This window comes from Leclercia barmai, from assembly GCF_049312895.1.
GTDB lineage: Bacteria > Pseudomonadota > Gammaproteobacteria > Enterobacterales > Enterobacteriaceae > Enterobacter > Enterobacter barmai.
In genome coordinates this window covers 300,126-325,816 of the sequence record NZ_JBMNWZ010000003.1, presented here as the reverse complement: position 1 = coordinate 325,816, position 25,691 = coordinate 300,126, and the positions used below count along the sequence as shown (strand labels likewise).

28 protein-coding genes are annotated in these 25,691 nt (G+C 58.1%); 16 read left to right on the top strand and 12 right to left on the bottom strand.

What is annotated here, in order from left to right; all coding sequences use genetic code 11:
* Positions 1 to 72 precede the first annotated feature (72 nt).
* The gene (locus tag ACOYA6_RS14220; RefSeq protein WP_422654883.1) at positions 73 to 1,488 is read right to left on the bottom strand and encodes an aminotransferase-like domain-containing protein; all 1,416 of its coding nucleotides are present in this window, start codon (positions 1,486 to 1,488) and stop codon (positions 73 to 75) included.
* Between the two features lie 176 nt (positions 1,489 to 1,664).
* On the opposite strand from ACOYA6_RS14220, the gene ACOYA6_RS14215 reads away from it, so the two are divergent.
* Entirely contained in the window at positions 1,665 to 1,826 is a 162-nt protein-coding gene (locus ACOYA6_RS14215; RefSeq protein WP_138370176.1) for a DUF1127 domain-containing protein, read from the top strand.
* Between the two features lie 103 nt (positions 1,827 to 1,929).
* On the opposite strand, the gene pdxR is transcribed toward ACOYA6_RS14215, so the two are convergent.
* Positions 1,930 to 3,321, bottom strand: a complete 1,392-nt coding sequence (pdxR, locus tag ACOYA6_RS14210) for a MocR-like pyridoxine biosynthesis transcription factor PdxR (protein WP_422654882.1) — start codon at positions 3,319 to 3,321, stop codon at positions 1,930 to 1,932.
* Between the two features lie 101 nt (positions 3,322 to 3,422).
* Between pdxR and ACOYA6_RS14205 the strand changes: the two genes are divergently transcribed.
* On the top strand, positions 3,423 to 3,902 hold the full coding sequence (locus ACOYA6_RS14205) for a carboxymuconolactone decarboxylase family protein (RefSeq protein ID WP_039030543.1): 480 nt from the start codon (positions 3,423 to 3,425) through the stop codon (positions 3,900 to 3,902).
* Here ACOYA6_RS14205 and ACOYA6_RS14200 read toward each other — a convergent pair.
* Complete coding sequence (locus ACOYA6_RS14200) at positions 3,889 to 4,791, bottom strand: LysR family transcriptional regulator (RefSeq protein WP_422654881.1); 903 nt, start codon at positions 4,789 to 4,791, stop codon at positions 3,889 to 3,891. The two genes, ACOYA6_RS14205 and ACOYA6_RS14200, sit on opposite strands and share 14 nt — an antisense overlap.
* A gap of 100 nt (positions 4,792 to 4,891) precedes the next feature.
* Here ACOYA6_RS14200 and ACOYA6_RS14195 point away from each other — a divergent pair, with 100 nt between their 5' ends.
* The 4 genes from ACOYA6_RS14195 (at position 4,892) to ACOYA6_RS14180 (ending at position 7,858) form a co-directional block, all read left to right on the top strand.
* Complete coding sequence (locus tag ACOYA6_RS14195) at positions 4,892 to 6,307, top strand: aldehyde dehydrogenase family protein (protein WP_422654880.1); 1,416 nt, start codon at positions 4,892 to 4,894, stop codon at positions 6,305 to 6,307.
* Between the two features lie 169 nt (positions 6,308 to 6,476).
* On the top strand, positions 6,477 to 6,800 hold the full coding sequence (locus ACOYA6_RS14190) for an antibiotic biosynthesis monooxygenase family protein (RefSeq protein ID WP_138370180.1): 324 nt from the start codon (positions 6,477 to 6,479) through the stop codon (positions 6,798 to 6,800).
* Positions 6,793 to 7,188, top strand: coding sequence for an amino acid-binding protein (locus ACOYA6_RS14185; protein ID WP_138370181.1), 396 nt, complete (start codon positions 6,793 to 6,795; stop codon positions 7,186 to 7,188). The genes ACOYA6_RS14190 and ACOYA6_RS14185 overlap by 8 nt, the downstream gene beginning before the upstream one ends.
* Complete coding sequence (locus tag ACOYA6_RS14180) at positions 7,163 to 7,858, top strand: ArsR/SmtB family transcription factor (protein ID WP_139564183.1); 696 nt, start codon at positions 7,163 to 7,165, stop codon at positions 7,856 to 7,858. The genes ACOYA6_RS14185 and ACOYA6_RS14180 overlap by 26 nt, the downstream gene beginning before the upstream one ends.
* An 83-nt stretch (positions 7,859 to 7,941) precedes the next feature.
* Here ACOYA6_RS14180 and ACOYA6_RS14175 read toward each other — a convergent pair whose 3' ends face one another.
* Together ACOYA6_RS14175 and ACOYA6_RS14170 are read right to left on the bottom strand one after the other, a co-directional pair.
* Positions 7,942 to 8,463 carry a GNAT family N-acetyltransferase gene (locus ACOYA6_RS14175; RefSeq protein WP_039030537.1) on the bottom strand — a complete coding sequence of 174 codons (522 nt, stop codon included), beginning with the start codon at positions 8,461 to 8,463 and terminating at the stop codon, positions 7,942 to 7,944.
* A gap of 3 nt (positions 8,464 to 8,466) precedes the next feature.
* A complete protein-coding gene (locus ACOYA6_RS14170; protein ID WP_039030536.1) occupies positions 8,467 to 8,736 on the bottom strand; it encodes a type II toxin-antitoxin system TacA family antitoxin in 270 nt (89 codons plus the stop codon).
* A gap of 313 nt (positions 8,737 to 9,049) precedes the next feature.
* Between ACOYA6_RS14170 and ACOYA6_RS14165 the strand changes: the two genes are divergently transcribed.
* The 4 genes from ACOYA6_RS14165 to ACOYA6_RS14150 all read left to right on the top strand — a co-directional run bounded on the left by ACOYA6_RS14165 (position 9,050) and on the right by ACOYA6_RS14150 (position 12,157).
* Positions 9,050 to 9,439: a hypothetical protein gene (locus tag ACOYA6_RS14165; protein WP_139564185.1), complete on the top strand. Its 390-nt coding sequence runs from the start codon at positions 9,050 to 9,052 to the stop codon at positions 9,437 to 9,439.
* A 96-nt stretch (positions 9,440 to 9,535) separates the two neighbouring features.
* Complete coding sequence (locus ACOYA6_RS14160; RefSeq protein ID WP_039030534.1) at positions 9,536 to 10,003, top strand: MarR family winged helix-turn-helix transcriptional regulator; 468 nt, start codon at positions 9,536 to 9,538, stop codon at positions 10,001 to 10,003.
* Positions 10,003 to 11,070 carry an HlyD family secretion protein gene (locus ACOYA6_RS14155; RefSeq protein WP_139564186.1) on the top strand — a complete coding sequence of 356 codons (1,068 nt, stop codon included), beginning with the start codon at positions 10,003 to 10,005 and terminating at the stop codon, positions 11,068 to 11,070. The genes ACOYA6_RS14160 and ACOYA6_RS14155 overlap by 1 nt, the downstream gene beginning before the upstream one ends.
* Positions 11,060 to 12,157, top strand: coding sequence for a DUF2955 domain-containing protein (locus ACOYA6_RS14150; protein ID WP_039030532.1), 1,098 nt, complete (start codon positions 11,060 to 11,062; stop codon positions 12,155 to 12,157). The genes ACOYA6_RS14155 and ACOYA6_RS14150 overlap by 11 nt, the downstream gene beginning before the upstream one ends.
* On the opposite strand, the gene ACOYA6_RS14145 is transcribed toward ACOYA6_RS14150, so the two are convergent.
* From ACOYA6_RS14145 to ACOYA6_RS14135, 3 genes are read right to left on the bottom strand one after another with little or no spacing between them, the layout of a single operon-like run.
* Positions 12,131 to 13,399 (bottom strand): DUF445 domain-containing protein, encoded by a 1,269-nt coding sequence (locus ACOYA6_RS14145; RefSeq protein WP_422654879.1) that lies wholly within the window; start codon positions 13,397 to 13,399, stop codon positions 12,131 to 12,133. The two genes, ACOYA6_RS14150 and ACOYA6_RS14145, sit on opposite strands and share 27 nt — an antisense overlap.
* 4 nt (positions 13,400 to 13,403) lie before the next feature.
* Positions 13,404 to 14,066, bottom strand: a complete 663-nt coding sequence (locus ACOYA6_RS14140; protein WP_422654878.1) for a LysE family translocator — start codon at positions 14,064 to 14,066, stop codon at positions 13,404 to 13,406.
* A gap of 47 nt (positions 14,067 to 14,113) precedes the next feature.
* Positions 14,114 to 14,857 carry an AraC family transcriptional regulator gene (locus ACOYA6_RS14135; protein WP_422654877.1) on the bottom strand — a complete coding sequence of 248 codons (744 nt, stop codon included), beginning with the start codon at positions 14,855 to 14,857 and terminating at the stop codon, positions 14,114 to 14,116.
* A gap of 303 nt (positions 14,858 to 15,160) precedes the next feature.
* Here ACOYA6_RS14135 and ACOYA6_RS14130 point away from each other — a divergent pair, with 303 nt between their 5' ends.
* The 6 genes from ACOYA6_RS14130 to ACOYA6_RS14105 all read left to right on the top strand — a co-directional run bounded on the left by ACOYA6_RS14130 (position 15,161) and on the right by ACOYA6_RS14105 (position 20,938).
* The gene (locus tag ACOYA6_RS14130; protein ID WP_422654876.1) at positions 15,161 to 15,553 is read left to right on the top strand and encodes a polymorphic toxin type 44 domain-containing protein; all 393 of its coding nucleotides are present in this window, start codon (positions 15,161 to 15,163) and stop codon (positions 15,551 to 15,553) included.
* Entirely contained in the window at positions 15,531 to 15,956 is a 426-nt protein-coding gene (locus tag ACOYA6_RS14125; RefSeq protein WP_039030527.1) for a hypothetical protein, read from the top strand. Before ACOYA6_RS14130 ends, ACOYA6_RS14125 begins: the two co-directional genes overlap by 23 nt.
* 138 nt (positions 15,957 to 16,094) lie before the next feature.
* Positions 16,095 to 17,465: an NAD-dependent succinate-semialdehyde dehydrogenase gene (locus tag ACOYA6_RS14120; protein ID WP_422654875.1), complete on the top strand. Its 1,371-nt coding sequence runs from the start codon at positions 16,095 to 16,097 to the stop codon at positions 17,463 to 17,465.
* Positions 17,466 to 17,670: 205 nt separating this feature from the next.
* Positions 17,671 to 20,208 (top strand): penicillin G acylase, encoded by a 2,538-nt coding sequence (locus ACOYA6_RS14115; RefSeq protein ID WP_422654874.1) that lies wholly within the window; start codon positions 17,671 to 17,673, stop codon positions 20,206 to 20,208.
* 165 nt (positions 20,209 to 20,373) lie between these two features.
* Positions 20,374 to 20,646, top strand: a complete 273-nt coding sequence (locus ACOYA6_RS14110; RefSeq protein WP_138370197.1) for a type II toxin-antitoxin system RelB/DinJ family antitoxin — start codon at positions 20,374 to 20,376, stop codon at positions 20,644 to 20,646.
* Complete coding sequence (locus ACOYA6_RS14105) at positions 20,633 to 20,938, top strand: type II toxin-antitoxin system RelE/ParE family toxin (protein WP_422654873.1); 306 nt, start codon at positions 20,633 to 20,635, stop codon at positions 20,936 to 20,938. The genes ACOYA6_RS14110 and ACOYA6_RS14105 overlap by 14 nt, the downstream gene beginning before the upstream one ends.
* Before the next feature lie 130 nt (positions 20,939 to 21,068).
* Here the strand turns inward: ACOYA6_RS14105 and yjiA are convergent, their stop codons facing one another.
* From yjiA to ACOYA6_RS14085, 4 genes are all read right to left on the bottom strand, one after another.
* Positions 21,069 to 22,022, bottom strand: a complete 954-nt coding sequence (gene yjiA, locus ACOYA6_RS14100) for a GTPase (RefSeq protein WP_422654872.1) — start codon at positions 22,020 to 22,022, stop codon at positions 21,069 to 21,071.
* Positions 22,023 to 22,032: 10 nt separating this feature from the next.
* Positions 22,033 to 22,236, bottom strand: a complete 204-nt coding sequence (locus ACOYA6_RS14095) for a YbdD/YjiX family protein (protein ID WP_032616354.1) — start codon at positions 22,234 to 22,236, stop codon at positions 22,033 to 22,035.
* A 153-nt stretch (positions 22,237 to 22,389) separates the two neighbouring features.
* Positions 22,390 to 24,543: a carbon starvation CstA family protein gene (locus ACOYA6_RS14090; RefSeq protein ID WP_138370339.1), complete on the bottom strand. Its 2,154-nt coding sequence runs from the start codon at positions 24,541 to 24,543 to the stop codon at positions 22,390 to 22,392.
* A 208-nt stretch (positions 24,544 to 24,751) separates the two neighbouring features.
* Entirely contained in the window at positions 24,752 to 25,648 is an 897-nt protein-coding gene (locus tag ACOYA6_RS14085) for a helix-turn-helix transcriptional regulator (RefSeq protein WP_138370340.1), read from the bottom strand.
* Positions 25,649 to 25,691: the final 43 nt, after the last annotated feature.

The window sequence follows — 25,691 nt, the reverse complement described above, 5'->3', positions numbered from 1 at the left end:
GCGCTTACCGGGCCTACGGTTTTTTCCCTCTCCCCTTTGGGGAGAGGGTCAGGGTGAGGGGAACAGGCCGCACTAACCTGCCATCGCAATATTCACCGCTTCTCCCATCTGCTCCACCGCCGCGCGATGCTTCTCTTTGGGCGGCAAGGCACAGTTAATCCGCAAACAGTTCCGGTATTTGCCGGAAGCCGAAAAGAGCGATCCGGCGGCGATCTGAATGTTAAACCGGGTTAACTCCCGCGAAACGCAAACCATGTCCACATGTTCAGGCAGCTCCACCCACAGCATGTAACCCCCCATCGGGCGCGTCACGCAGATCCCGCAGGGGAAAAACTGCCGCACCCAGCAGGTGTAGGTATCAATATTCTGCTGGTAGATCTGGCGCATCCGCCGCACGTGGCGATGGTAATACCCTTCCCGGATAAAGGCGGCCAGCGCCAGCTGGCTGACGGGCACGTTGGTGCCGCTGGCGGCATACTTCATGTGCATGATCCGGTCGTGATAGCGGCCCGGGGCGATCCACCCCACCCGCAGTCCGGGGGCGACGGTTTTGGTAAAGGAGTTGCACAGCAGCACCCGGCCATCGATGTCCAGCGAGTGGATGCTGCAGGGACGCGGATATTCAAATGCCAGCTCGCCGTAAATATCGTCTTCAAAGATCACGATATCGTGGCGCTGGGCCAGCGCCAGCAGCTGACGCTTGCGGGCTTCGGGCATGATAAACCCGAGCGGGTTATTGCAGTTGGGCACCACAATCACCCCTTTGATCGGCCACTGCTCCAGGGCCAGCTCCAGCGCTTCCACGCTGATCCCGGTCACCGGATCGGTGGGGATCTCGATCGCCTTGATCCCCAGACCCCGCAGCATCTGCATGGTGCCGTAGAACGACGGCGATTCCAGCGCCACGATGTCGCCGGGCTTACAGATCGTCAGCAACGCCAGGGAGAGGGCGCTGTGACAGCCGCTGGTGATGATCAGATCGTCGGCGGTGACCACCGATCCGGCGTCCAGCATCAGGCGGGCGATCTGCTCGCGCAGCTCACGTCGCCCGGCGAGCTCGTCGTAGCTTAAGATCTCTTTGACGCTGTGCTGCGCCAAACGGCTCAGCTCTTTCCACAGGGGCTTCAGGCTCGGCTGGGTCAGGTCCGGCTGGCCGCCGCCAAAGGCCGTGATGTCGGTTTTGGTGCGCCCCTCCATCAGGGTCAGCACTTCATCCCACTGGGTCACCTCCACCGGACGCTGCACCGGGCGCGACATCGCCGGCACCGGCGGCTGGGCCTTACGCGGCGCAACAAAATAGCCCGAGCGCGGCTGGGGGGTGATCAGCTGTAAGTTTTCGAGGATCTGATAGGCCTGCTGTATGGTGCTGATGCTGACGCCGTGCTCCTGGCTTAGCGCACGCACCGAGGGTAAACGCTCTCCGCTGCGATATAGCCCCTGCTCAATGCGTTCCGCCAGAAGATCGGCCAGATGTTGGTAGCGCGTCATGCTGTATCCCTCATTGTCACCATACAGAAAATAAAACCAGTACAGATGGCGATAAAAATCGCCATGCAGTTCTTGTTTTAGACGATCTGTATGTTAAAAAAAAGTAATTTTTGAATCTGTATTGCAGGGTGCCTTATCCGTGATGATAACCCCTCAGACAACCTGAGGAGAACATCATGGAATTCAATGAAAATCGTGCCAGACGTCCTTTTGCGATCTTTATCCTGACGGGAAGAATTTTTGCCCGCTGGTATCGCATCAACCGCACGCGCAAGATTTTGAGCCAGTTAAGCGATGAGCATCTGAAGGATATCGGACTGTCGCGACATGATTTGTAACTTGCGGGGGTATCGCCCGGTGGCGCTACGCTTACCGGGCCTACGGATCGTGCGGCCTGGGGTTTCGTAGGCCGGGTAAGGCGTAGCCGCCACCCGGCGCGTTTCAGCGCAACAGTTCAAGCGTCTGCTGCTTCGGCCGTTCCAGCAGGGCGATTGCCTCCTGATACGACCGCACGTTGTTATACCCCATCACCAGCCCGTAGCGCTTGCCCGACCCGCTGTACCACGCCGACAGGGCATTCACCTGTAGCTGCTGCTGTTGCCAGCAGCGGGCGATCTCCAGGTCGCAGCTGCCGTTGGTTAAGAACGCCACGATGTGCATCCCACCGTCGTTCTGCTCGGTGAAGAAGCGATCCCCGTAGACCTCGTGCAGGGCGGCAATCATCCAGTCGCGACGCTGCTGGTAGAGGGCGCGCATCTTTTTCAGGTGGCGGAAGAAATGACCCTCGTTGATAAAGGCGGTGAGGATTTTTTGCGTCAGCACCGGCTGGCCGCTGGCGAGCAGATCGGCGCAGTCGTTAAAGGCCGACACCGTGCTGGCGGGCATCACCACATAACCCAGGCGCAGGGACGGCATCACGGTTTTGCTGAAGGTGCCCATGTAGATCACCCGATCCTGACGATCGAGGCTTTTCAGTGACGGCAGCACCTTGCGGGTGTAGTGAAACTCGCCGTCATAGTCATCTTCAACGATCCACGCCTCGTTGCGGGTGGCCCAGTCGAGCAGTTGCTGTCTGCGCGGCAATGAGAGGGTGACCGCCAGCGGGCTCTGGTGCGACGGCGTGACGATGGCAAACCGGGCGTCGGCGTGCTGGCGCAGCAGGTACTCCGTGTCCATCCCGGCGCGATCTACCGGCACCGTATGCAGACGCGGCACGATGCGCCGGAGCAGCTGCTGGCCCATAAAATAGCCCGGATCTTCAAATACCACCTTGTCGTTACGGCTGGCGAGAGTGTCGAGGATCAGGCGCAGGCTGCCGCTGTAGCCGCTGGTGATCAGCACCTGATCCGGCGTGCAGGCGAGCCCGCGGGAAATGTTCAGGTAACTGGCGATGGCCTGGCGCAGGGGAGCCCAGCCCATCACCGGCGGGTTGAGCATCTCCTCCTGGCGCATGGCCCGCACCGCCTGCCCCGCCAGCAGCAGCCATTTCTTGTACGGAAAGCTGTCCAGCGCCGGGATGCCGGGGCGCAAAAAGCCTGCGCGTTCCCGCTGGCTGACCAGCGATTCCGGAAGCGTGCCGGTGACGGGATCGTCTGACACGGGGGCCGCGACCGGCAGGTTTAAGTCCGGGTTCACCCGGGTGCCGCGCGCCCCCTGGCTTACCAGATAGCCCTCGCCGATCAGAATGGCATAGGCGGTTTCAACCGTTTTGCGCGCCACCTTCAGCTCTTCGGCCAGCACGCGAATGGCAGGCACCTTGTCGCCAGGCTTGAGTACGCCGCGGGTGATGTTGTCCCGATAGCGGGTGTAGATCTGGTGATAGCCCGGCTTCATGTCCTACCTCGTTTCGCGCTTTTTGTATCTTTTTACTATGTCATGAACGGCGTAAATTTACCCCATCGCATGACCCATCCCGCACAAAAAGAGGTAAGACAATGAGCACTCGCGTTAACCACCATAAAGCCACACCAGCCCTCGCTAAAGCCCTGTCCGACCTGAGCATGGCGGTGGGCCAGACCTCCATCGACCCGGCGCTGAAGCACTTGATCGACATCCGCGTCTCCCAGCTCAACGGCTGCACCTTCTGTCTGGATATGCACTCGAAAGAGGCCAAAATTGCCGGCGAGCGGGAGCTGCGCCTGTACCATCTGGCCGCATGGCGCGAGTCGCCGCTGTTCAGCGCCCGTGAAAAAGCGGCGCTGGCCTTCACCGAAGCGCTGACGCAGATCGGCCCGCACGGGGTCAGCGACGTGCTCTACCGCAGCGTGGCGGAACATTATTCGGAAGTGGAGATTTCAGAGCTGAACTTCGCCATCGTGGCGATCAACGCCTGGAACCGCTTAGGCATCACCTCCCGCATGGAACCGGGCTCGCTGGATGCCGCCTACGGCCTGAACAAGGCTAACCTCGAGTAAGACCGCGCTCGCGGATCATTGCCACCAGCGCCTGCAAACCCGGCGGGACGTGGCGATGGCCGGGGTAATAGAGCCGCAGTCCGGCAAAGGGCTGCGTCCACTCCTCCAGCACGCTCACCAGCTCTCCGCTTTTCAGCTCCTGCTGTATATAGAGTTCCGGTAAAAATCCCACCCCCAGCCCGGCCTTTACCGCCCGGATCGAGGCAAACAGATCCGAGGTGGCAAAACGCGGCGGCACCGCCAGGGCAATCTGCTCCCCGCGCCGCTCCAGCTCCCAGCGATAGATCCCCCCGTGCGCCATGCGCATGCCGATCCCCTGATGCTGCAGCAGATCGTCCGGGGTTTCTGGCGTGCCATGACGGGCAAAATAGTCCGGCGTGGCGGTGACGAGCTGGCGGATATCCGGGGTAAGCCTGATGGCGATCATGTCCTGCGGCACCGACTCCGCCAGGCGCACCCCCGCGTCGTAGCCTTCCGCCACGATATCGATCATCCGCGCCTCGCTCACCGTTTCGACGCGCATTTTCGGGTAGCGGATCATGTAGTCGATCAGCAGCTCGTCCAGAAACAGGGTTCCCACGTTATTCGGCACGTTCAGACGCAGGGTACCGGCAGGTTCGTCGGCATCGCTGTGGATCTCACTGCTTGCCTGGCGGATCTCCTGCAACGCAGGGCCTACGCGGGCCACAAAGCGCTGCCCCGCCTCGGTGAGCGCCACGCTGCGGGTGGTGCGGTGAAAGAGGCGGGTTTGCAGACGGCTTTCCAGCCCGGCAACGGCGTTACTCGCGGCGGTGGCCGACATCCCCAGCTCCTGTGCGGCGGCGCGAAAACTGCCGCGACGCACGACGGCCATCACCACTTCCAGCTCTGTCAGTCCTGAACGGTGCATAGATTATCCTGAAAATCGAAACAACCTTTGCAGCATAGCGTGGATTATCGTAACGGAGAAGGCGTGCCAGACTCTCTCCATCCAGTCTGAGGAGGTCGTTATGCATCACATCGAACAGATTTATATCAACGGTGAATTTGTCACCCCACACGGCAGCGAGCGCTTCGATCTGTTTAACCCGGCGACGGCACGGGTTATCGGGCAGGTACGTCTGGCCGACGCGGTGGATGCCGAACGCGCCATTGCCGCAGCAAACGCGGCGTTTCCGGCATGGGCAAAAACCACAAAGCAGGAGCGCATCGCCGCCCTGCAACGGATGCATGCTGCCGTGGCCGCCCGCCACGACGATCTGCTGGAGGCGGTGATTGAAGAGTATGGCGCGCCCGCGTCGCGCTCGGCGTGGATGGCGAGCTATCCGGCGGAGGTGATTGCCCAGGCCATTGAGGCGCTGGAGGCGTTTGAGTTTACCCTTACGGCCGGTGCTGCAAAGGTCGAGATGACCCCGCTCGGCGTGGCCGGGCTGATTACTCCCTGGAACAGCGATGCGGGCTTTATCTGCGGCAAACTGGCGGCGGCGCTGGCCGCAGGCTGCACTGCGGTGATCAAACCCAGCGAGATGAGCGCCCTGCAGACGCAGATTGTGACCGAGGCGCTGCACGCGGCAGATCTGCCGCCGGGGGTGTTTAACATCGTCACCGGGCGCGGCGACACGGTGGGGGAGACGATAAGCCGTCACCCGGATGTGGCAAAAATCTCGTTTACCGGCTCGACCCAGACCGGCAAAGCGATCCTGCGCAACGCGGCGGAGAACTTTACCCGCGTCACGCTGGAGTTAGGCGGTAAATCGCCGACGGTCGTGCTGGATGATGCCGATTTATCGCAGGCCATTCCGCTGGCGGTGCAGGCCGGGCTGATGAACAGCGGCCAGGCGTGCGTGGCCGGAACGCGCATTCTGGTGCCGCAGTCGCGTAAGGCTGAAATCGAGCAGGCGCTGGCCCGGGCCATCGCGGCGGTGCAGTCGGGGGATCCGCGCGATGCGGCCACCGAGGTCGGCCCGATGGTGAGCGAGAAACAGTGGCTGCGGGTGCAGGGATACATTCAGAAAGGGCTGGCGGAAGGGGCGCGTCTGCTGGCGGGCGGGGAGGGGCGGCCGGAGGGCACACGTGACGGCTGGTTTGTCCGCCCGACGCTGTTTACCGACGTGCACAACCAGATGGCCATCGCCCGGGAAGAGATTTTTGGCCCGGTGCTGTGCGTGATCGCGTATCGCGATGAGGCAGAGGCCATCGCCATTGCCAACGATACAGAATACGGCCTGAGCGCGATGGTGCTGGGCGGCGACGCGGAGCGCGCCCGTCGGGTAGCGCAGCAGATCCACGCGGGGCGCGTGCTGGTCAACACCCTCGCCCACGAGCCCAAAGCGCCGTTTGGCGGATTTAAGCACTCCGGCGTGGGGCGCGAGATGGGCGCATGGGGCATCAGCGCATTTCTGGAACCGAAGTCAGTCCTCGGCTAAAAAACGCCCGGCGGCACAAGCTTGCCGGGCCTACATGTGGCCCGTAGGCCGGGTAAGCGCAGCGCCACCCGGCATCCCCGGCGCAGAAATGCCACATTTCGCTTTTCACCGAAGCATTCTCCTGCTCACTCCTGCACTCTCTCCTTAACCTCACAATGGAGAGAACATCATGATTGCAGTCCTGTTTGAAGCCAAAGCAGCCCCCGCGCACCAGGCGCGCTACCTGCAACTGGCCGCCGAGCTAAAGCCACTCCTGGCGGATATCGACGGTTTTATCGATATCGAACGTTTTCAGAGCCTGACCACTGACGGCAAAATCCTCTCCCTCTCATGGTGGCGGGACGAGGAGGCGATCTGCCGCTGGAAGCAGAACGTATTTCATCAGGCGGCGCAGGCCGAAGGACGGGCATCGATCTTTACCCACTACCGCATCCGCGTGGCGGAGGTGGTGAGGGAATACAGCTCTGAAACCGGAGGGCACGCCGATGTATGACGTTCATGTGATATTCAACGATACTCCCGGCGAACTGGCGCGTTTTGGGCAGCTTCTGGGGTGCAACGGCGTTGGGCTTGAGGGCGGCGGCGTGTTTGGCGTGGATGCGCACTTTCTGGTGGCAGAGGGCGAAAAAGCCCGGCGCGTGCTTGTTGATGCCGGTTTTAACGTGCAAATGGTGCAAAAACCGCTGATTCGTAAGCTGAAGCAGGAGCGCCCTGGCGAACTGGGCGAGATCGCCGCCGCGCTGGCAGCGCAGGGGGTGTCCATCCTGACGCAGTACAGCGATCATGCGAATCACCTTATTCTGCTGACGGATAATGATAAGCTGGCCGCAGAGATCACCGAGCCGTGGGCAGCCCATGCTAAAGACGAGTTTACCTCCTGATAACAGTGCCGCGCTGGAGCTGGCCGTTGCTGCTGTCGCGGCGGCGATGGCCGATCCGTCGCGGGTCAAAATGCTCTGTGCGCTGATGGACGGGCGGGCGTGGACCGCGACAGAGCTCAGCGCCGTGGCGGATGTGGCCCCCTCAACCGCCAGCGGACATCTCGCCCGGCTGGTGGACGGCAGACTGATAACCTGTCTTTCTCAGGGTCGGCATCGCTACTATCGCCTGGCGGGGCACGACGTGGCGGAGCTGGTGGAGCAGATGATGGGCCTGTCCTGGGCGCGCATCACGCCGCCGCAGACAACAGCGCCAGAGTCGATGCGTCTCGCGCGCACCTGCTACGACCATCTGGCGGGCACGGTCGCCGTGCAAATCTATGATTTTATGCAGGCGGATAGCTGGCTGATGGGGGACGGTTCAGCCCTCACCGTGAAAGGTCGCGAGGCGTTTCTGGCAATGGGGATTGTGCTAAAGGCTAACCCCCGGCGTAAAGCCTGCTCCGCCTGCCTGGACTGGAGCGAGCGCCGCTTTCATCTTGGCGGCGAGGCGGGCGCAGCGCTGCTGATTCATCTTGAAACCCAAGGCTGGATCCAGCGAGTAGCAGGCTTTCGCGAGGTGACAATAACCGCGTCAGGACGACGGGCCATTGATAAGCACTTTGGCCGCTGAAACATTGCCCGGCGGCGCAAGCTTGCCGGGCCTACATGTGGCCGTAGGCCGGGTAAGCGTCGCGCCACCCGGCGAATTACCGCTTACCCTGCAAACAGTTTCTCGATTGATTTTGTCGGGTAAAAAAGGGAATTAACGTTGCTGCCTGTTAAAGCAACAAAGCCGAGCTTCAGGTAAAAATCTTTCGCCCTGTCGTTGAGCGCATCCACAAACATGCCATGAATGCCAACAGCCTGTGAGGCTAGGTGCACCACTTTCATGGCATGGGTCACCAGCGTCATTCCCCAGCCCTGGCCCTGTAAATCCTGATGGATGGCGAGACGCCCTAACGTGACGCTGGGAACATTGACGTAGGGTACTTTGCGCTGTTGGGTTTTCGAGGGCAGGCTCTCTTTCTCAAAACAACTGCCGGACAACGTATAGTAGCCCAGCACTTTTGGCACGGGATCGTCGGTGATGAGCAGGTAAGCACGCAGCAGGCGCCCGCCGTGTTGGCGCGCAAGGTGATCAAACAGAAAACGGTTCAGGGTACTTTCCCCGCAGTCGAATTCGGTTAAATCATATTGCGTCTCATGTGAAAACATCCTTATCGTCAGATTAGCCACGCCTTACTCCATGTTTTGCAGACGTTTTGCTGCGCGTTTCAGCCTGTCGTTCGGCTCTGGCGGGTTGTCGAGTGCATCCATCACTCTGTTCCACGAATTTTCATTGAGGATCAGACGGCGGTGCTGCTCAATGACTTCTGCAGCACGTTCCGAGGCACTGTTAACCATAAACTGGGTGATCGTCTGGTTAGTCATCGCCGCAGCTTCTTCGATCAGATCCTTGTCTTCATCCGTTAACCTGAGGTCGATGCGCTGTTTTTTCAGTGCTGACATTTTTACTCCACGTTTTTTCTTGTACGGATTTCTTCCGTACATTTGACTATACCGCTTAAAGAGGGATTTTTCAATTACGCATTATTTTCGGCAGCATGCCTGGCCGCACGATAAATAATACAGGTCATCTATGCTTTAAACTCAATTCATTCTTATTGCTTATGTGTTTTTAATTAGAATTGTCTTATATCAACATTTAATATTATTGCGATTGCCAGGTCTCAATATTTATGAAAAGTTAACGCTCACAACAGCCGCCGTAATATTGAGCTGTTGGCATAATGGAATGTATTAACAGGGAACGCTATAAACCATGTCAAAATTAAAAAATTACGCAGAAAGCGTGTTATTCCAGTGCGTTATTTCACACTCGGGCAAGCCATGTACGCCGGATAGCCTTGCTGCACTGTCAGAAAACTATATTTCCCGCCTTGGCAGTAACGATCTGCCGGCCACTCTGCGAAAAACCCTTAAGGATATTAAATTAAATCTTATATGGCTGAGTGATAAAAATAAGAACCAGCCCTTCACCCATGAAGTCTGGGAAAATAAAACCCACACGCTTATGACCCTGCTCACCGAACTTTATACCGAGGTGGTGGCGTGGAATGCCGTTGAGCAATATCTGTCGGCTTCCGAGTTTCTCCTGTTTTCCCAGGAGCAAAAGGCGTTTCATAGCACCCTGCATAAAGTGATCAACTAGCCTGACCGTTTCGCAATTCCTGCTCTTAACATCCTCGTTTCTTGATACTTACCCTGATAACTATTATCTTCTCAGCGTGTGAAGCGAGGATCCCCCATGCGTGAAGAAGATCTGTTCTGCCGCAGGCCGATGGGCATGCGGATGGCAATGATTGTGCGTCAGTGGCGCGCGGTCATTGACGATGCCATTCTCGATACCGGGTTAACCCAGTCGAGCTGGACGGTGATGATGCAGCTTAAGCAACTGGGGGATAACGTCTCGGTGAGCGAACTGGCGGAGGTGCAGGGTATCGAACTGCCGCCGCTGATGCGCACCCTTTCACAGCTGGAAAAGCAGGGCTACCTGCTGCGCACCACATCGCCTTATGACAAGCGTATCCGGCTGCTGACCCTCACACCCGAGGGTAACGCGGTGCTGAAAACCCTGACGCAGGTTATCGAGACGTTCCAGGAGCGGGTATCGCAGAATATCGCCCCGGACCATCTCGAGATTTTCAGCGCCACACTTAATCAAATCGCCTGCAATCTGCGGACTATCCGCGAAGAAGATAACAAGACCAACTAATCATGACCCCTGAACAAAAGTTTGCCCGCTGGGTAAGGGTAAGTATTGCCTCTTTCCTGCTGATGTTTGTCTATTTCATTATCGCCGATATCTGGATCCCGCTGACGCCGGACTCCACGGTGATGCGCGTGGTCACGCCGGTGTCCGCCCGCGTCTCCGGCTATGTGGCGGCGGTACACGTGCACAATAACAGCCAGGTGAAGAAGGGCGATCTGCTGTTTGAACTCGATCCGACTCCGTTCCGTAATAAGGTGGATGCGGCGCAGATCGCGCTGGAGCAGGCCCGCCTCGCCAACCAGCAGCTAGACGCGCAAATCGTCGCGGCCCAGGCGAACCTGAAAACCGCCCAGCTCACCGCCCGCAACGACAAGGTCACCTTCGATCGCTATCAGAAACTCAGCACGTTGCAGAACGTCTCGCAGGCGGATCTGGATAAAGTCCGCACCACCTGGCAGGGCAGCGAGCAGGCCGTGGCGAATCTGGAAGCCAACATCCATCAGCTGCGCATTGAGCGCGGCGAGCGCGATGAAAAGCGTAACGTGACGCTGCAAAAATACCGCAACGCGCTGGAAGAGGCCGAGCTGAATCTGGGCTGGACCAGGATCTACGCCGAGGCGGACGGGACGGTCAGCAACGTGCAGCTGAGCCCCGGCTTCTACGCCACCTCCGGCACGGCGGCGCTGGCGCTGGTGAACAACCAGAGCGATATCGTCGCCGATTTCCGTGAAAAGAGCCTGCGCCATACCCGCCAGGGCACCGACGCTGCGGTGGTGTTTGACGCCTTCCCGGGCCACGTTTTCCGCGCCCACGTCACCAGCAGCGACGCCGGTATTCTCGCCGGGCAGGAAGCGGTGAACGGCCAGCTGTCAGAGCCGGAGACCTCCAACCGCTGGGTGCGTGACGCGCAGCGCATGCGCATTCACGTGGCGCTGGACGAGCCGCTGCCGAAGCATCTGCCGACCGGGGCGCGCGCCACCGTGCAGCTCTATAACAGCGAAGGCCCGTTTGCCCGCTTCTTCTCCGGCATGCAGATCCACCTCGTCAGCCTGCTGCATTATGTCTATTAACACTCTGGCGCGGGTTTTTACCCCGCACGGCAACATCGTCTACAGCGCCAACGACTTTCGCCAGACGCTGCGCATCGTCTTTGCCGGGATGATCGCGCTCAGCGTGTCGAGCTTCTACAACACCAGCTACGGCGTCTTTTTCGTGATCTACCCGATCATGCTCCTGTCGCTGGTGCCGGTCTTCAACCGCCACGTGGCAAAACAGTTTGTGTTTAGCTCGGCGCTGAACTGCGTCGAAATGGTGCTTATCATCGGTTATCTGGCGCAGTGGCCAGTGATTATGACCCTGGTGGTGTTTGGGCTCTACGTAATGCGCTTTCGCTTTATGAGCCAGGGGCCGCTGTTCCTCTTTGGCTCGATGGGGGTGGTGTGTCAGAGCACTATGCTCAACTTTATGAGCTATCCCACCACCAACTGGCACACGCTGCTGTTTTCCAACCTTGAAGCCAGCGTGATGGCGGTATGCTTAAGCGCGCTGATGCACTATCTGTTGCCGGACGTTGAGCCGCGCACGCCGCCACCGCGGCTGGAGAAAGACGCCGCCCGGGTGCGCCACGAATCGCTGCTCTCCGGCAGCGTGGCGACGCTGATTTTTGTGGTGTTCCAGATAAGCGATCTCAGCGATTCGCTGTCGGCGCTGATGGCGGGGATCCTGATCCTCTTCCCGATGCACTATCGCGGCGCGGTGATGAGCTCCCTGTGGCGCGTGGTCGGGGTGGTGCTGGGCTGCCTCTATATTCTGCTGGTGCAGATGGTGCTCTACGATCACAGCAGCCACATGCTGCTGATGATGCCGCTGATCGGTCTCGGGCTGGCGTTTGGCGCCCGCCTGCACGTCATGGAGAAGGTGGGGGCCGGGGTCGGTTTTGCCAGCATTACCACCATCGGGATTATGTTCGGCCAGAACATGCACCCGGACGGCGACCTGGTGTTCAGCGATCTCTACCGCATCGTTTCGGTAACGGTGGCGCTGGTGGCGACCCTGACGATGGTGTTCCTGATGCATCTTTTTCTCAACTGTTTCGCGCCGACGCGCTACGTGATTAACCCGCCTCAGGACTCAGTGGAGAAACGCCGGGATAGTTGACAGCAGGAACAAAATCAGCCCGATGGTGCCGCCCACCAGGGTGCCGTTGACGCGGATAAACTGCAGGTCCTTGCCGATGTTCAGTTCAATCTGGCGGGACATATCTTTGGCATCCCAGCCTTTAACCGTGTCGCTGATGTGGCGGGTGAGGAAGCGGGCAAAATCCGGGGCCACGCGGTGCGCGGCCTGCTCCAGATGTTCGTTCAGCGAAGCGCGCAGGTTGGTGTCCGCCACCAGGGTTTCACCGAACCACAGCCCGGCGTTGGCGAGGCGCTGCTTCACGCGGGAGTCGTCGCGCTGCATATCGGCCTTCAGCCACTGGCGCAGGTCGGCCCACATCTCGCCCAGATAGCGGTTAAAGGCCTCGTCGTTCTTCAGATAGGTTTTGATGTTCTCGGCTTTGGCCGCGGTTTCCGGGTCGTTTTTCAGGTTATCGACCAGCTTAATCACCGCGCGGTCAAAGGCCTGGCGGATCTGATGGGTGCGGTCGTGGCTGACGTCATCCAGAATGGCGTTCACCGCATTCGACACCAGCTCGGCGCTCTGATCCCCCAACCATTCGGTGGGTAAAATCATCGCCTTGCGCGGGTGCTCGGTCTTCAGCCAGTGAACGATCTGCGCAGCGATTAAATCGCGGGTGCTGTCGCGCTGCAGGAGGGTGATCATGCGGTTAATCACCGCGTCCAGCAGCACCTGGTGACGGTTGTTTTTGGTCATGCTCTCCAGCATTGCGGCGCTGGTTTCGCTGAAATCGACCTTATCCAGCGCCTTATGCACCGCCCGTTTCAGCATGCGCTGGATGCGCCCGTCGTCGGTCAGTTCCAGGAACCCGCTCATCACCTGCATGATATGCAGCCCGACGCGCTGGGCATTATCCGGTTGGCTGAACCAGTTGCCGATGAGCAGCGCCGGTTCGTGCTTGCGGATAAGCGCGACCAGCGACTGGGTATCGAGAAATTTCTCCTGCACGAACTGGCCGAGATTGTCGCCAATCCGGTCCTTATTGCGCGGGATAATTGCCGTATGTTTCGAGATAAAGGGGATCGGCACCCGGCGAAACAGGGCTACCACGGCAAACCAGTCCGCCAGCGCGCCGACCATCGCCGCTTCGGCAATGGCCTTCACCCCGCGCACCCAGAAGGTCTGGGGCAGGAACAGGGTTACGATAAAAGTCGCGGCGGCAATCAGCAGCAGCGACAGCGCCAGGAGCTTGGCGCGTTTGAGTTCAGCGAGTTTTTCCATAGGGTTAAGGATAGAGGGAAGCGGCAAGAAGGTAAAAAAATTGCCACAGGATCCAGCCGCCAAACGCGATCAGCACCCCTCCCGCCGCGCGCTCCATCTTCCAGATATGGTTGCTCAGCCGCCGCCGAATGGCAGGCAAGGCGATAACGGAAACCACCGCCAGATCCCACACCAGCACCACCGTCACCATCCAGATGCCGCTGACCGACTGCTGGAGCAGGGTAACGTTCGGGCCCAGCAGGGCGGTCATCAGCGCCAGATAAAAGAGCGCATTTTTCGGATTTAATACCGCTGATCCGAGGCCAAGCAGGAGCTGCCTGCGTAAGCCTGGACGCTCCGTTTGCGCATTATCCAGCGCCAGGGTGCGGGCGCGGCTGTGGATCAGATGCCAGCCGATCCACAGCAGATACAGGGCTCCCAGTAGCTCAATGACGTTAAAAAGCAGGGTGAACTGGCGCAGCGCGCTCCAGCCGAGTATCACCAGCAGGATGTAGAGCCCGTTGCCCAGGGCGATCCCCACGCACAGCCCGGCGCTGCCGCGCAGACGGTGGCGGGCGGCAAATCCCATCAGCAAAAAGAAGTCCGGGCCTGGGCTGAGCAGGGCGACGAAATGCGCCAGCGCAAGGGCCAGAAAAGCGGGTGGAAAGAGAGTGGTGAGCAGTTCCATAGTGACCTCATCAGCAAAACTGAGGTCAGGCTACAGAGGGGCGGGCGCTAATTATTGTCGGATATTGATCGCCCGGTGGCGTACTGGCGCGGCGTGGCGGCAGCGTAGCTGACAAAGGTTTTATGGAAATGGCTCTGATCGGCAAAGCCGCTCTGGTAGCTGACGTCGGCGATGTTATCCCCGGCGCGCAGACGCGCTTTGGCGAACTCGACTCGGGAGATGGCCAGGAAAGTGCCGGGCGTCAGGCCGGTATCCTGCTTAAAGGTTCTGATAAGTGTCTCTTTGCGCAGTGAAAAGCGCCGGGCCAGAACATCCAGTGAGGGCGGTGCCTGCAGGCTGTGGCGTAACGTCTGGAGCAGGGCAAGGCTCGAGGGACGAAGAGGGTCAGGCGGGGCGCTGTTTTCTGAAAGCCCCGAGAGCAGAGTAGCGATCGCCTCGGGGGAGAGGGTGTCAACCACCGCCAGATACTGGCGGAACAGCGCCTCGCTGCGGATCACCTGCATGGCGGGCTCAATATCGGTATCGAGATAAAGCATGTGGTAGCTGCGGGGCTGTCCCTCAACGGGGTTACAGCTGTGGGCCATATGCGCCGGAATGACAATCAGATCGCCCGGGTAGAGGGTGAACGGCTCGCCGTTGCAGGTGCAGCAGGTTTGCCCCTCAAGGATCGCGCCAATGGAAAGCTGCGCATGGCTGTGACGCTTATAGGCCTGGGTGCTCTGCCAGGTACTGCGCAACTCCAAGCCGGGCTGGCGGATAAAGGTCTGATTGACGTGGCGGGTATGGGTCATGGCGGCTACCGGTTGGAGGGGTATGGGGGTTATAGCATGCTGTGCGATCAAAACAAGAATTAACCTCGGTGGAATTTTACCCCGGTGGCGCTGCGCTTACCGGGGCTACAGGACCCGTAGGCCTGATAAGCGTAGCGCCATCAGGCGTTTTTCCCCGGTGGTGCTACGCTAACCGGCTGTATATTTAAAGGAAATTAAGAGGTGGTCATTATTTAATAAAATAGTGGTATAGTTTTGCGGGTAAATAAGAGGAAGTATCTACACAATGGAATTATAAATAAAAAATATCAAAGGAGTGAATATATGGCAGTTATCCCATTATTGCCAAAAGAGGGTAGAGAGCTTATCCATAAAAATATGCGTGAGGCACGTGTGAATGGAATGTCGAGGAATATGGCTTTGCCGCAAACGTACTACTGGTTTTATCAAAAAGTCAGAAATCACGGCCCTTGGGATTACAAACAACAAGATAGAAAATTGGCTCCTTTTGGTAATTTCAATTATGGTGCTGCTGGATTTGCTGCGGGCATACCGGAACAAACGCTCTACATGGGGGCTGGTTTCGCTCAGTCCAGGGCTAAAACATCGCGCCCGCAATGGGGCGCATGGTATGGTAAATTCCCTTATGGAGACGATCCACGCGATCAGTTTTGGATAAAACAAGGAATTGATTATGCGCGTCAACACGGCTATTAAATGGCTCCATCGCTTCACCACAATTCTGCTGATTATTATCGTGGGAGTATATTTATCCTATGAATATTTCATGAACAACCGAAGCGATGATCGTTTAATGATGACAAAGGATATTTCAGAAAACGTAACGCTTTACGTTACGCAATACGATGGCGGTGGGGCGACAGTTTCTGATGTATGTCGTTATTATCTGGATAATAAAAATCAAACGATAGAGAAAATCAGGGATAGTGAGCCTTTCCTGGTAGCAGATAATTGCCATGCGGAAATTAGCGGTTACGGTAATACCGTTAACGTTAAGCTCTCAGGCCGTATTTATTCTTTCAGCAATCTGACGATGTTTTATGTACAGGAGCAATTAATTATCCCTGTCATTCACCTTAATGCAGCAGGGGTTCGTTGACCAGGATGAAGGCAGTGGCGGAGAAATCTGATAATGGAATTGTTTCAGCGATATGCGTGCTTTTATACCCAACTTTACCTTCATACCCAGCTATTTTGACTACCCTTAATACCCCAAGCGGTAAAAAAGGAGGCAACAATGGCCTATCAGACAGTGAATCCTGCCAACAACAAACTCATCAAAGAATATCCTTCTCATACTGATGCTGACGTCGAAGCGGCGCTGAAAACGGCTGATGCGCTCTACCATTCCGACTGGTCAAAAGGCAGTATCGACAAGCGCCTGGCGGTGCTGCACAAGCTGGCGGATCTGATTGATTCCCGCAGCGAAGAGCTGGCAAAAATCGCCAGCGTGGAGATGGGGAAACTCATTGCCCAGAGCCGCGGCGAGGTAAAACTCTGCGCGCAGATCGCTCGTTATTATGCGGATAACGCGAAGCAGCATCTCGCCCCGGTGAAATACCCGTCGGAGCTCGGCGAGGCGTGGGTTGAGCATCACCCCATCGGCGTGGTGATGGCCGTGGAGCCGTGGAACTTCCCCTATTACCAGCTGATGCGCGTGCTGGCCCCGAACCTGGCAGCGGGTAACCCGGTGATCGCCAAACATGCCAGCATCGTGCCGCACTGTGCCGAAGCCTTCGCCCACCTTGTGCGTGAAGCCGGTGCCCCGGACGGAGCCTGGACCAACCTGTTTATCTCTTCAGATCAGGTAGCGAAGATCATCGCGGACGACCGCGTGCAGGGCGCGGCGCTAACCGGGTCTGAAAAGGCCGGTAGCGTGGTGGCGGCTCAGGCGGCGAAGCACATCAAAAAATCGACACTCGAACTGGGCGGTAACGACGTCTTTGTAGTGCTCGACGATGCCGACCTGGAGAAGGCGGTGAAGATTGGCGTCAACGCGCGCCTTGCCAACGCCGGGCAGGTCTGTACCGCGGCTAAACGCTTTATTCTGCACGAGAAAATCGCGGAGCAGTTCCTGACTAAATACACCGAGGCCTTTAAGCAGGTGAAGATCGGCGATCCGCTGGATGAGAGCACCACGCTTGGCCCGCTCTCCTCAAAAGACGCGCTGGAAACCCTGACCAGACAGGTACAAGAGGCGGTGAAAAATGGCGCGACGCTGCACTACGGCGGCAAGCCGGTGCAGGGTGAGGGCAGCTTCTTTGAGCCGACTATCCTGACCAACATCACTCGCGATAACCCGGCATATTTCGAAGAGTTCTTCGGGCCGGTGGCGCAGATCTACGTGGTGAAAGACGACGAGGAGGCGGTCAAACTCGCCAACGACTCGCACTACGGTCTGGGCGGCGCGATCTTCAGTAAAGACACCGATCGCGCTAAAAAGATGGCCTCGAAAATCGAGACCGGGATGGTGTGGATCAACTGGCTCACCGATACCGCCGCAGAGCTGCCGTTTGGCGGCGTGAAGCGTTCCGGTTACGGGCGTGAGCTGTCGGATCTGGGGATCAAAGAGTTTGTGAACCAGAAGCTGGTGGTGATTCGCCGATAGGCATTTATCCGACCCTCTCCCCACAGGGGAGAGGGAATAAACCCGCGCCTTAAAGTGATTCGCATAAATGTGACATAAGATTATATCTGTGTCATTAATTAGCTAGCGCCCTCACAATTCACAGAGAAACAATCCCCTGTTTCTGGATAAGCATTGACCTGTTGCTAGTATGAAACCGCTAATCATACACCTGCAAGAGGATACAATGATAAACAGAAGCCGTATGATCGTGAACTGTATTGTGGCATCCCTGGCCTGCACATGGACCCTGACAGCGCGAGCTGAAACCCCCTCAACCGAAGTCAAAATCGTGCGCGATGAGTACGGCATGCCGCATATCTACGCAGATGATACCTACCGTCTGTTCTATGGTTACGGCTATGTCGTCGCCCAGGATCGCCTGTTCCAGATGGAGATGGCGCGACGCAGCACCCAGGGACAGGTAGCGGAAGTGCTGGGCAAGACCTTTGTTAAATTCGACAAGGACATTCGCCAGAACTTCTGGCCGGAGACGATCCGCGCGCAGATTGATGCCCTGGACGCCGATGACAAAGCCATTCTGCAGGGCTATGCCGACGGGATGAACGCCTGGATAGACCAGGTCAACCGCGATCCCGGCAAGCTGCTGCCAAAGCAGTTCACCACCTTCGGCTTTGCGCCAAAACGCTGGGAAGCCTTCGACGTGGCGATGGTGTTTGTTGGCACCATGGCGAACCGTTTTTCGGACGCTAATAGCGAAATCGACAATCTGGCTCTGCTCACCGCGCTAAAAGATAAATACGGCGTGAAAGGGATGGCGGTCTTTAACCAGCTGAAATGGCTGGTGAACCCGGCGGCGCCCACCACCATCGCCCCGCAGGAGAGTCAGTATCCGGTTAAATTCGATCTGACCACCACCCAGACCGCCGCGCTGCTGCCGCGCTACGACATAACGCCGCCGATGCTGGACCGGCCAGCGAAAGGGGATGATGGCGGGCTGCTGGCGCTGACCTCGGCGCAAAACCGCGAGACTATCATGGCGCAGTTCGTTCACGGCGGCGCTAACGGTCTGGCGGGGTATCCCACCACCAGCAACATGTGGGTGCTGGGCAAAAGCAAATCACAGGACGCCAAAGCGATCATGGTCAATGGCCCGCAGTTTGGCTGGTATGCGCCAGCCTATACCTACGGCATCGGCTTACACGGCGCGGGCTATGACGTGACGGGTAATACACCGTTCGCCTATCCGGGGCTGGTGTTTGGCCATAATGGCACCATCTCCTGGGGATCGACCGCCGGTTTCGGCGATGATGTCGACATCTTTGCGGAAAAACTCTCTGCCGATAAACCCGGCTATTACCTGCATAACGGCGAGTGGGTGAAGATGCTCAGCCGGGAAGAGACGATCAAGGTCAAAGACGGGCAGCCGGAGACCTTTACCGTCTACCGCACCCTTCACGGCAACGTGATCAAGACCGACACCGCCACCCAGACGGCCTATGCCAAAGCCCGCGCCTGGGAGGGTAAAGAGGTGGCGTCTCTGCTGGCCTGGACCCATCAGATGAAGGCCAAAAACTGGCAGGAGTGGACGCAGCAGGCGGCGAAGCAGGCGCTGACCATCAACTGGTATTACGCGGATATCGACGGCAATATCGGCTATGTCCATGGCGGGGCCTATCCGAAGCGCCAGCCGGGGCACGATCCGCGCCTGCCGGTGCCGGGTACCGGCAAGTGGGACTGGCAGGGGCTGCTGTCGTTCGATCTCAATCCAAAGGTCTATAACCCGAAATCGGGCTATATCGCCAACTGGAACAACTCTCCCCAGCAGGGGTATCCGGCCTCGGATCTGTTTGCCTTCCTGTGGGGCAGTGCCGATCGCGTCACCGAGATCAGCCAGCGTATCGATAAGCAACCCACCTTCACTTACGAACAGGCCTGGGATCTGATTAAGCAAACCAGCCGTCAGGATCTGACCCGTCGGCTGTTTTTACCTTCCCTGCAAAATGCCACTGCGCAACTGCCGGGAGAGGATCCGCGTCAGCAGATGGTGAAATTGCTCAGCGACTGGGACGGGGAGAACCTGCTCAATGACGACGGCAAAACCCTGCAACAGCCGGGCTCGGCGATCCTCAATGCCTGGCTGACCAGCATGCTGAAGCAGACCGTCGCGGCGGCGGTACCGCAGCCGTTCGACAAGTGGTACAGCGCCAGCGGGTATGAAACCACCCAGGACGGGCCGACCGGTTCGCTGAACATCAGCGTGGGGGCGAAGCTGCTGTACGAGGCATTGCAGGGGGACAAGTCCGCGATCCCGCAGACGGTGGATCTGTTTAACGGCAAGCCGCAGCAGGAGGTGATTTTAGCCGCCCTGCAGGAGGCCTGGCAGACGCTGTCGAAGCAGTACGGCAACGACATCGCTCAGTGGAAAACCCCGGCGATGGCGCTGACCTTCCGCGCGAACAACTTCTTTGGCGTGCCCCAGGCGGCCCCGGAAGAGGCCGTGCATCAGGCGGAGTATCAGAACCGCGGTACGGAGAACGACATGATTGTCTTCTCGCCGACCTCGCAAAAAGCGCCGGTGCTGGCATGGGATGTGATGGCCCCCGGGCAGAGCGGTTTTATCGCTCCGGACGGTACGCCGGATAAGCACTATCGCGATCAGCTTAAGATGTATGAAACCTTCGGGCGTAAACCGCTGTGGTTAACCCCGCAGGAGGTGGCGGCGCATCAGGAGTCGCAGGAAGTGTTGCAGGTGCAACGGTAAGAGTGAGTGCAGTTTTGCCCGGCGGCGCTGCGCTTGCACGGGCCTACGTGATCCGTAGGCCTGATAAGCGCAGCGCCATCAGGCGTTTTTTTTATAGAGCCAGAAGAGTATGCAACCAGATTATTTTGTGGCTACAATGTAGCTACAAAATAGTAAGGAGGCACCATGGATTCCGTTATTCGATCGCGTATCGACAGTGAATTGAAAGCTCGCGCGGGCTCTGTACTTGAAAGCTGCGGCCTTAACTGGAGCACGGCAATTCGCCTGTTCGCAGAACAGATTGTAAAAAATGAGGGGATCCCATTTGAGGTGACCCGCAAACCCACCGCACGGTTACGCAATGCGATGCGCGAAGCCGACGAAATTTCCACACACCAGCATGGACGCTTTGATGGTGTTGAGCAGCTCATGGAGAGCTTAGACGATGGGAAAGAGTAAACGCGCCCCGCTACCGTACCGCTCTGATTACACAAAAACCTTTGTTAAAGCCTGGGAACGCTACAACAAAGCTGGCCGGAGAGATATGCACGACACGGCAGCGATCATGTCGTTAGTGCTTTCCGGCAATCCCCTTCCTGCCGAGTACAGCGATCACGCCCTGACCGGCGATATGCAAGGATTCCGGGAACTGCATATCGGGGGGGATTATCTTCTGGTTTATCGCATCGATAATAAAAAGCATCTGGTGGTGTTTACCGACCTGGGGACACATGCGGAGTTGTTTGAGTAATGGTGCTTTCCCCGGTGGCGCTGCGCTTACCGGAGCTACATGACCGTAGGCCTGATAAGCGCAGCGCCATCAGGCGTTTTCCCCTCACCCTAGCCCTCTTCCCATAGGGAAGAGGGGACAGTCTGTGCGGCTATTTACGCAACGCCGCGAACCCCGCCCGGATCTCATCTTCCGGCAATTCTAAACCGATAAACACCATCACGCTGTGCGGCTGCTCGTCGCCCCACGGGCGGTCCCAGTCGGCGCTGTACAGGCGCTGCACGCCCTGGAACAGCAGGCGGTTGGGTTCGCCGTCGATCCACAGCATCCCTTTGTAGCGCAGCAGTTTGTCGGCAAACGACAGCAGCAGGTTCTCCATTACCCGTGAGACCTCGCTGATATCCACCGGGTAATCCAGCTCGACGACAATCGAGGAGACGTCGTTCTGCTTGTCAGCCATAAAGTGGAAACGCGGTCTGGTGGTGACGTTCTCTTCCAGCATAAAGCCGTTGGTGTTGAAGAGCTGTGCCAGGTCGATATCGCCAAAGGTGGCGGTATAGATTGGCGCGCGCGAGTTGATGCGGGTCAGACGTTCGCGGAGTTTATCGCTCTCGCCCGCCACGTCGGTTTTGGTCAGCAGGATGCGGTCGGCGTAGCCCACCTGCGACTGGGCGATGGTGAACTGGTTCATCTGGTCGTCGGCGTGCACCGCATCGACCAGGGCGATCACGCCGTCCAGCAGGTAGCGCTGACAGAGGATCTCGTGGGAGAAAAAGGTCTGGATAATCGGGCCAGGGTCGGCCATGCCGGTGCACTCAATCACCAGGCGGTCGAAATCGATCTCACCGCGATCGCGGCTGTCGAGCAGGTCGAGCAGGGCATCTTCAAGTTCGTTTGAGCGGGTGCAGCAGATGCAGCCGTTGGTCAGGGTTTTGATCTGGGTGGCGCGATCGCCAATCAACTGGTCGTCCACCGAGACTTCACCGAACTCGTTCTCGATAACCGCGATTTTGAAGCCGTGCTGTTCGTTAAGGATGTGGCGCAGCAGGGTGGTTTTGCCCGCGCCGAGAAAGCCGGTGAGTAGGGTAACTGCAATCGGTGTCATGGTTTCTCCTTCAGCAGCAGCGTACGCCGCCTTCTCCACCTCCGCCGTAGCGCGCTTCCTGACGCTCGCGGAAGAATTCGTTGTAGGTCATGTACGGCTTATCCGGATGATTGGTCTTCATATGCTCAACGTAGTTGTCATAGTCCGGAATGCCAATCAGCATTTTCGCCGCCTGACCGAGGTATTTTTTTGCTTCGCCTAAGTTACCAAACATAACCCATCCTGATAAGAAAAAGCCCGGCGAGGGGGAATCGCCGGGCGTTGTTCCCCTCACCCCGGCCCTCTCCCCAAAGGGGAGAGGGGGAAAAGACCGCACCGTGCAGTCCCCTCTCCCCTTTGGGGAGAGGGTTAGGGTGAGGGGAAAGGATTAATGGTGTGAAGAGGTCTTCACGCCGCCTTCAGGAACCGGGACGTACGGGGTCTCTTTATCGGTACGGCCGTCGGCGTTACGCACTTTCATCCAGGTTTTGATGCCGTAGAAGATGATGCTGTAGACCACCACCAGGAACAGAATGCTCAGACCCGCGTTGGTGTAGTTGTTCACCACGATATGGTTCATGTTGGCAACCTGCTGGGCCGTCAGCTCACCGCCGCCTGCGGCAATCTTCTCTTTGTACTGGTTAGCCATGAAGAAGAAGCCTTCCAGCTGCGGGTTGGTGCTGAACAGTTTCAGACCCAGCGCCCAGGTGGTGCAGAGCAGCAGCCAGAGGGCTGGAACCACGGTCACCCAGATGTATTTGGTGCGCTTCATCTTCACCAGCACCACGGTGCCGAGCACCAGGGCTACCGCCGCCAGCATCTGGTTAGAGATACCGAACAGTGGCCACAGGCTCTTCACGCCGCCCAGCGGGTCGACAACGCCCTGATACAGCAGATAACCCCACAGGCCAACGCAGCCCGCGGTGCCCAGGATACCCGCCACCAGCGAGTCGGTTTTCTTCAGGAACGGCACGAAGTTACCCAGCAGATCCTGCAGCATAAAGCGGCCTGCACGGGTACCGGCGTCCAGCGCGGTAAGGATGAACAGCGCTTCGAACAGAATACCGAAGTGGTACCAGAAGCCCATGTCCGCCCATGGCAGCACTTTGTGGAACACGTGAGCGATACCGACCGCCAGGGTTGGCGCGCCACCGGCACGGTTCAGAACCGACGGTTCACCGATGTCCTTCGCGGTCTGCATGATCTGCTCAGGGGAGATCACAAAGCCCCAGGAACTGACGGTCGCCGCCGCGTGGGCGCTCGCATCTTTCAGCTGCGCCATGATCAGCGCCGCGTTGTCACCGCCCATCTCATGCAGGTTCGGCATGGTGATGCCCAGGCCTGCTGGTGGGGTGTTCATCGCGAAGTAGAGACCCGGCTCGATGATGGACGCTGCCACCAGCGCCATGATGGCCACGAAGGACTCCATCAGCATTGCGCCGTAGCCGATCAGACGGGCGTCGTTTTCGTTCGCCAGCAGTTTTGGCGTGGTGCCGGAGGCGATCAGGGCGTGGAAGCCAGAGACCGCACCGCAGGCGATGGTGATAAACAGGAACGGGAACAGCGCGCCTTTCCACAGTGGACCGGTACCGTCAACGTACTGGGTCACCGCAGGCATTTTCAACTCAGGGTTGATGATCACGATGCCGATCGCCAGACCGACGATCACGCCGATTTTCAGGAAGGTCGCCAGGTAGTCGCGCGGCGCCAGGATCAGCCATACCGGCAGCAGGGCAGAGACAAAGGCATACCCGACCAGCACGAAGGTGATGGTGGTGTCTTTAAAGGTCAGCGCCGGGCCCCAGTACGGGTCGTGGGCAATCACGCCGCCGAAGTAAATCGACGCCACCAGCAGCACAATCCCGATCACCGAGACTTCACCCACGCGGCCTGGACGCAGGAATCGCATGTAGATCCCCATGAACAGCGCAATCGGCACGGTTGAGCAGACGGTGAACACGCCCCACGGGCTTTCCGCCAGCGCTTTCACCACGATCAGCGCCAGCACCGCAAGGATGATGATCATGATCAGGAAGCAGCCGAACAGGGCGATGGTGCCCGGCACGCGGCCCATCTCTTCTTTGATCATCTCACCCAGAGATGCGCCGTTACGGCGGGAAGAGATAAACAGCACCATAAAGTCCTGCACCGCACCCGCCAGCACAACGCCTGCCAGCAGCCACAGGGTACCCGGCAGGTAGCCCATCTGCGCCGCCAGAACCGGGCCGACCAGCGGACCCGCGCCTGCGATGGCCGCAAAGTGGTGACCAAACAGCACGTAGCGGTTGGTTGGCACGTAGTTCAGGCCGTCATTGTTGATGACCGCCGGGGTGGCGCGGGTCGGGTCGAGCTTCATGACCTTCTGCGCGATGTAGAGACTGTAGTAGCGGTACGCCACCAGATAGACCGACACGGAGGCCACGACGATCCACAGGGCGCTGATGTGCTCGCCGCGGCGCAGGGCGACGACGGCCAGACAACAGGCACCGAGGATCCCGAGCAGCAGCCAGGGAACGTGCTTAAGTAGTTTTTTGATATCCATAATAAGACCTGGTTTTTTAGATGAAAAAAGCGTCAGGGTTCGCTGTGAGAGATATTGGTTAATGCTGCGGCGATCTTGCCAGAGCCTCGCGCGTGTAAAGGAAGGTAAATCTGTGAGTGGTTATATGGCGGGATGAACGGTCAACAGCGAGGGCGAGTGGTTCAGGCTCGCCGTCGGTAGGGGAAATAGTGTGAAGCGGATCACGATGTCAGGGGGAGCACTCCACCTCAGCCAGATAGGTTTCGAGGGTGGCAACGAACTTCTGCCTCAGCCAGGCGGGTTCCAGCACCTGAATGTTAGGCAGCCAGTAGAAGAGCAGGGGCAGGATCTGGTTTTCATGGGCCGCGTGGCAGCGCAGGGTAATGCCGTGTTTGTCTTCCGCCAGAACCTCCTGGCCGGGCAGCAGATCGCGGCGTTTAAAATAGTGCGCGATGGCGGCGGGAATAAGCACATCCACTTCGAATGTCTCTTCGCTGACCCACGGGTCGGGATTCTTTTCCAGCAATTCGAGGGTGTCGTTATCCGGAGTGAAGGTTTCGCTGCGAATATCCAGCCACTGGATCAGGCTTAAAGAAAACGATTTCAATCTGCCGTTTTCGGTGGCTTGTAAATACCATATATTCTTTTTGTTAATTACTTTATAAGGATTAACCTGTCGGGTCTTTCCTTTATACAGGATCTGGCAAACCTGCTGGCTCTTAATCGCCTTTTCGAAGGCCGCCAGCTGGGCGTGAATATCCCATTTCTCTTTTCGCTCGGCATCGCCACCGAGGATCATAATATGGTTTTCTTCCGCTCTTGCCTCCAGTTTCTCCCAGAAATCGCCCCCCTTTTCAGGGAAATAGTCATCCACATTCAGGAAGTTAGCAATGACGTGATGCAGCCCCTGACCGGCATGACCCTGCGGGGCATGAATAAGCCGGTACTGCCCGTCTCCGGTGTACTCCACAATCGGCGAAAGTGCATTCAGATCGCGATAGACGGTGCGCTCAGTAATATTAAATTTATGCATCAATGCCTGGCGGTTAACCACGCCGTGTAAATGAAGCTCCAGCAGAATATCTACCAACCTTTCAGCCGAGCGACTCCTGGTCGGAATTGTCATATAAGCTTTCCCGTGAACTAAAACATTGCTGTGAATTATGCCG

What these genes read in the sequence shown, in the direction of transcription:
- ACOYA6_RS14220 (WP_422654883.1), bottom strand. Translation starts at nt 1,488, where the DNA reads ATGACGCGCTACCAACATCTGGCCGATCTTCTGGCGGAACGCATTGAG.
- ACOYA6_RS14215 (WP_138370176.1), top strand. Translation starts at nt 1,665, where the DNA reads ATGGAATTCAATGAAAATCGTGCCAGACGTCCTTTTGCGATCTTTATC.
- pdxR (WP_422654882.1), bottom strand. Translation starts at nt 3,321, where the DNA reads ATGAAGCCGGGCTATCACCAGATCTACACCCGCTATCGGGACAACATC.
- ACOYA6_RS14205 (WP_039030543.1), top strand. Translation starts at nt 3,423, where the DNA reads ATGAGCACTCGCGTTAACCACCATAAAGCCACACCAGCCCTCGCTAAA.
- ACOYA6_RS14200 (WP_422654881.1), bottom strand. Translation starts at nt 4,791, where the DNA reads ATGCACCGTTCAGGACTGACAGAGCTGGAAGTGGTGATGGCCGTCGTG.
- ACOYA6_RS14195 (WP_422654880.1), top strand. Translation starts at nt 4,892, where the DNA reads ATGCATCACATCGAACAGATTTATATCAACGGTGAATTTGTCACCCCA.
- ACOYA6_RS14190 (WP_138370180.1), top strand. Translation starts at nt 6,477, where the DNA reads ATGATTGCAGTCCTGTTTGAAGCCAAAGCAGCCCCCGCGCACCAGGCG.
- ACOYA6_RS14185 (WP_138370181.1), top strand. Translation starts at nt 6,793, where the DNA reads ATGTATGACGTTCATGTGATATTCAACGATACTCCCGGCGAACTGGCG.
- ACOYA6_RS14180 (WP_139564183.1), top strand. Translation starts at nt 7,163, where the DNA reads ATGCTAAAGACGAGTTTACCTCCTGATAACAGTGCCGCGCTGGAGCTG.
- ACOYA6_RS14170 (WP_039030536.1), bottom strand. Translation starts at nt 8,736, where the DNA reads ATGTCAGCACTGAAAAAACAGCGCATCGACCTCAGGTTAACGGATGAA.
- ACOYA6_RS14165 (WP_139564185.1), top strand. Translation starts at nt 9,050, where the DNA reads ATGTCAAAATTAAAAAATTACGCAGAAAGCGTGTTATTCCAGTGCGTT.
- ACOYA6_RS14160 (WP_039030534.1), top strand. Translation starts at nt 9,536, where the DNA reads ATGCGTGAAGAAGATCTGTTCTGCCGCAGGCCGATGGGCATGCGGATG.
- ACOYA6_RS14150 (WP_039030532.1), top strand. Translation starts at nt 11,060, where the DNA reads ATGTCTATTAACACTCTGGCGCGGGTTTTTACCCCGCACGGCAACATC.
- ACOYA6_RS14145 (WP_422654879.1), bottom strand. Translation starts at nt 13,399, where the DNA reads ATGGAAAAACTCGCTGAACTCAAACGCGCCAAGCTCCTGGCGCTGTCG.
- ACOYA6_RS14140 (WP_422654878.1), bottom strand. Translation starts at nt 14,066, where the DNA reads ATGGAACTGCTCACCACTCTCTTTCCACCCGCTTTTCTGGCCCTTGCG.
- ACOYA6_RS14135 (WP_422654877.1), bottom strand. Translation starts at nt 14,857, where the DNA reads ATGACCCATACCCGCCACGTCAATCAGACCTTTATCCGCCAGCCCGGC.
- ACOYA6_RS14130 (WP_422654876.1), top strand. Translation starts at nt 15,161, where the DNA reads ATGGCAGTTATCCCATTATTGCCAAAAGAGGGTAGAGAGCTTATCCAT.
- ACOYA6_RS14125 (WP_039030527.1), top strand. Translation starts at nt 15,531, where the DNA reads ATGCGCGTCAACACGGCTATTAAATGGCTCCATCGCTTCACCACAATT.
- ACOYA6_RS14120 (WP_422654875.1), top strand. Translation starts at nt 16,095, where the DNA reads ATGGCCTATCAGACAGTGAATCCTGCCAACAACAAACTCATCAAAGAA.
- ACOYA6_RS14115 (WP_422654874.1), top strand. Translation starts at nt 17,671, where the DNA reads ATGATAAACAGAAGCCGTATGATCGTGAACTGTATTGTGGCATCCCTG.
- ACOYA6_RS14110 (WP_138370197.1), top strand. Translation starts at nt 20,374, where the DNA reads ATGGATTCCGTTATTCGATCGCGTATCGACAGTGAATTGAAAGCTCGC.
- ACOYA6_RS14105 (WP_422654873.1), top strand. Translation starts at nt 20,633, where the DNA reads ATGGGAAAGAGTAAACGCGCCCCGCTACCGTACCGCTCTGATTACACA.
- yjiA (WP_422654872.1), bottom strand. Translation starts at nt 22,022, where the DNA reads ATGACACCGATTGCAGTTACCCTACTCACCGGCTTTCTCGGCGCGGGC.
- ACOYA6_RS14095 (WP_032616354.1), bottom strand. Translation starts at nt 22,236, where the DNA reads ATGTTTGGTAACTTAGGCGAAGCAAAAAAATACCTCGGTCAGGCGGCG.
- ACOYA6_RS14090 (WP_138370339.1), bottom strand. Translation starts at nt 24,543, where the DNA reads ATGGATATCAAAAAACTACTTAAGCACGTTCCCTGGCTGCTGCTCGGG.
- ACOYA6_RS14085 (WP_138370340.1), bottom strand. Translation starts at nt 25,648, where the DNA reads ATGACAATTCCGACCAGGAGTCGCTCGGCTGAAAGGTTGGTAGATATT.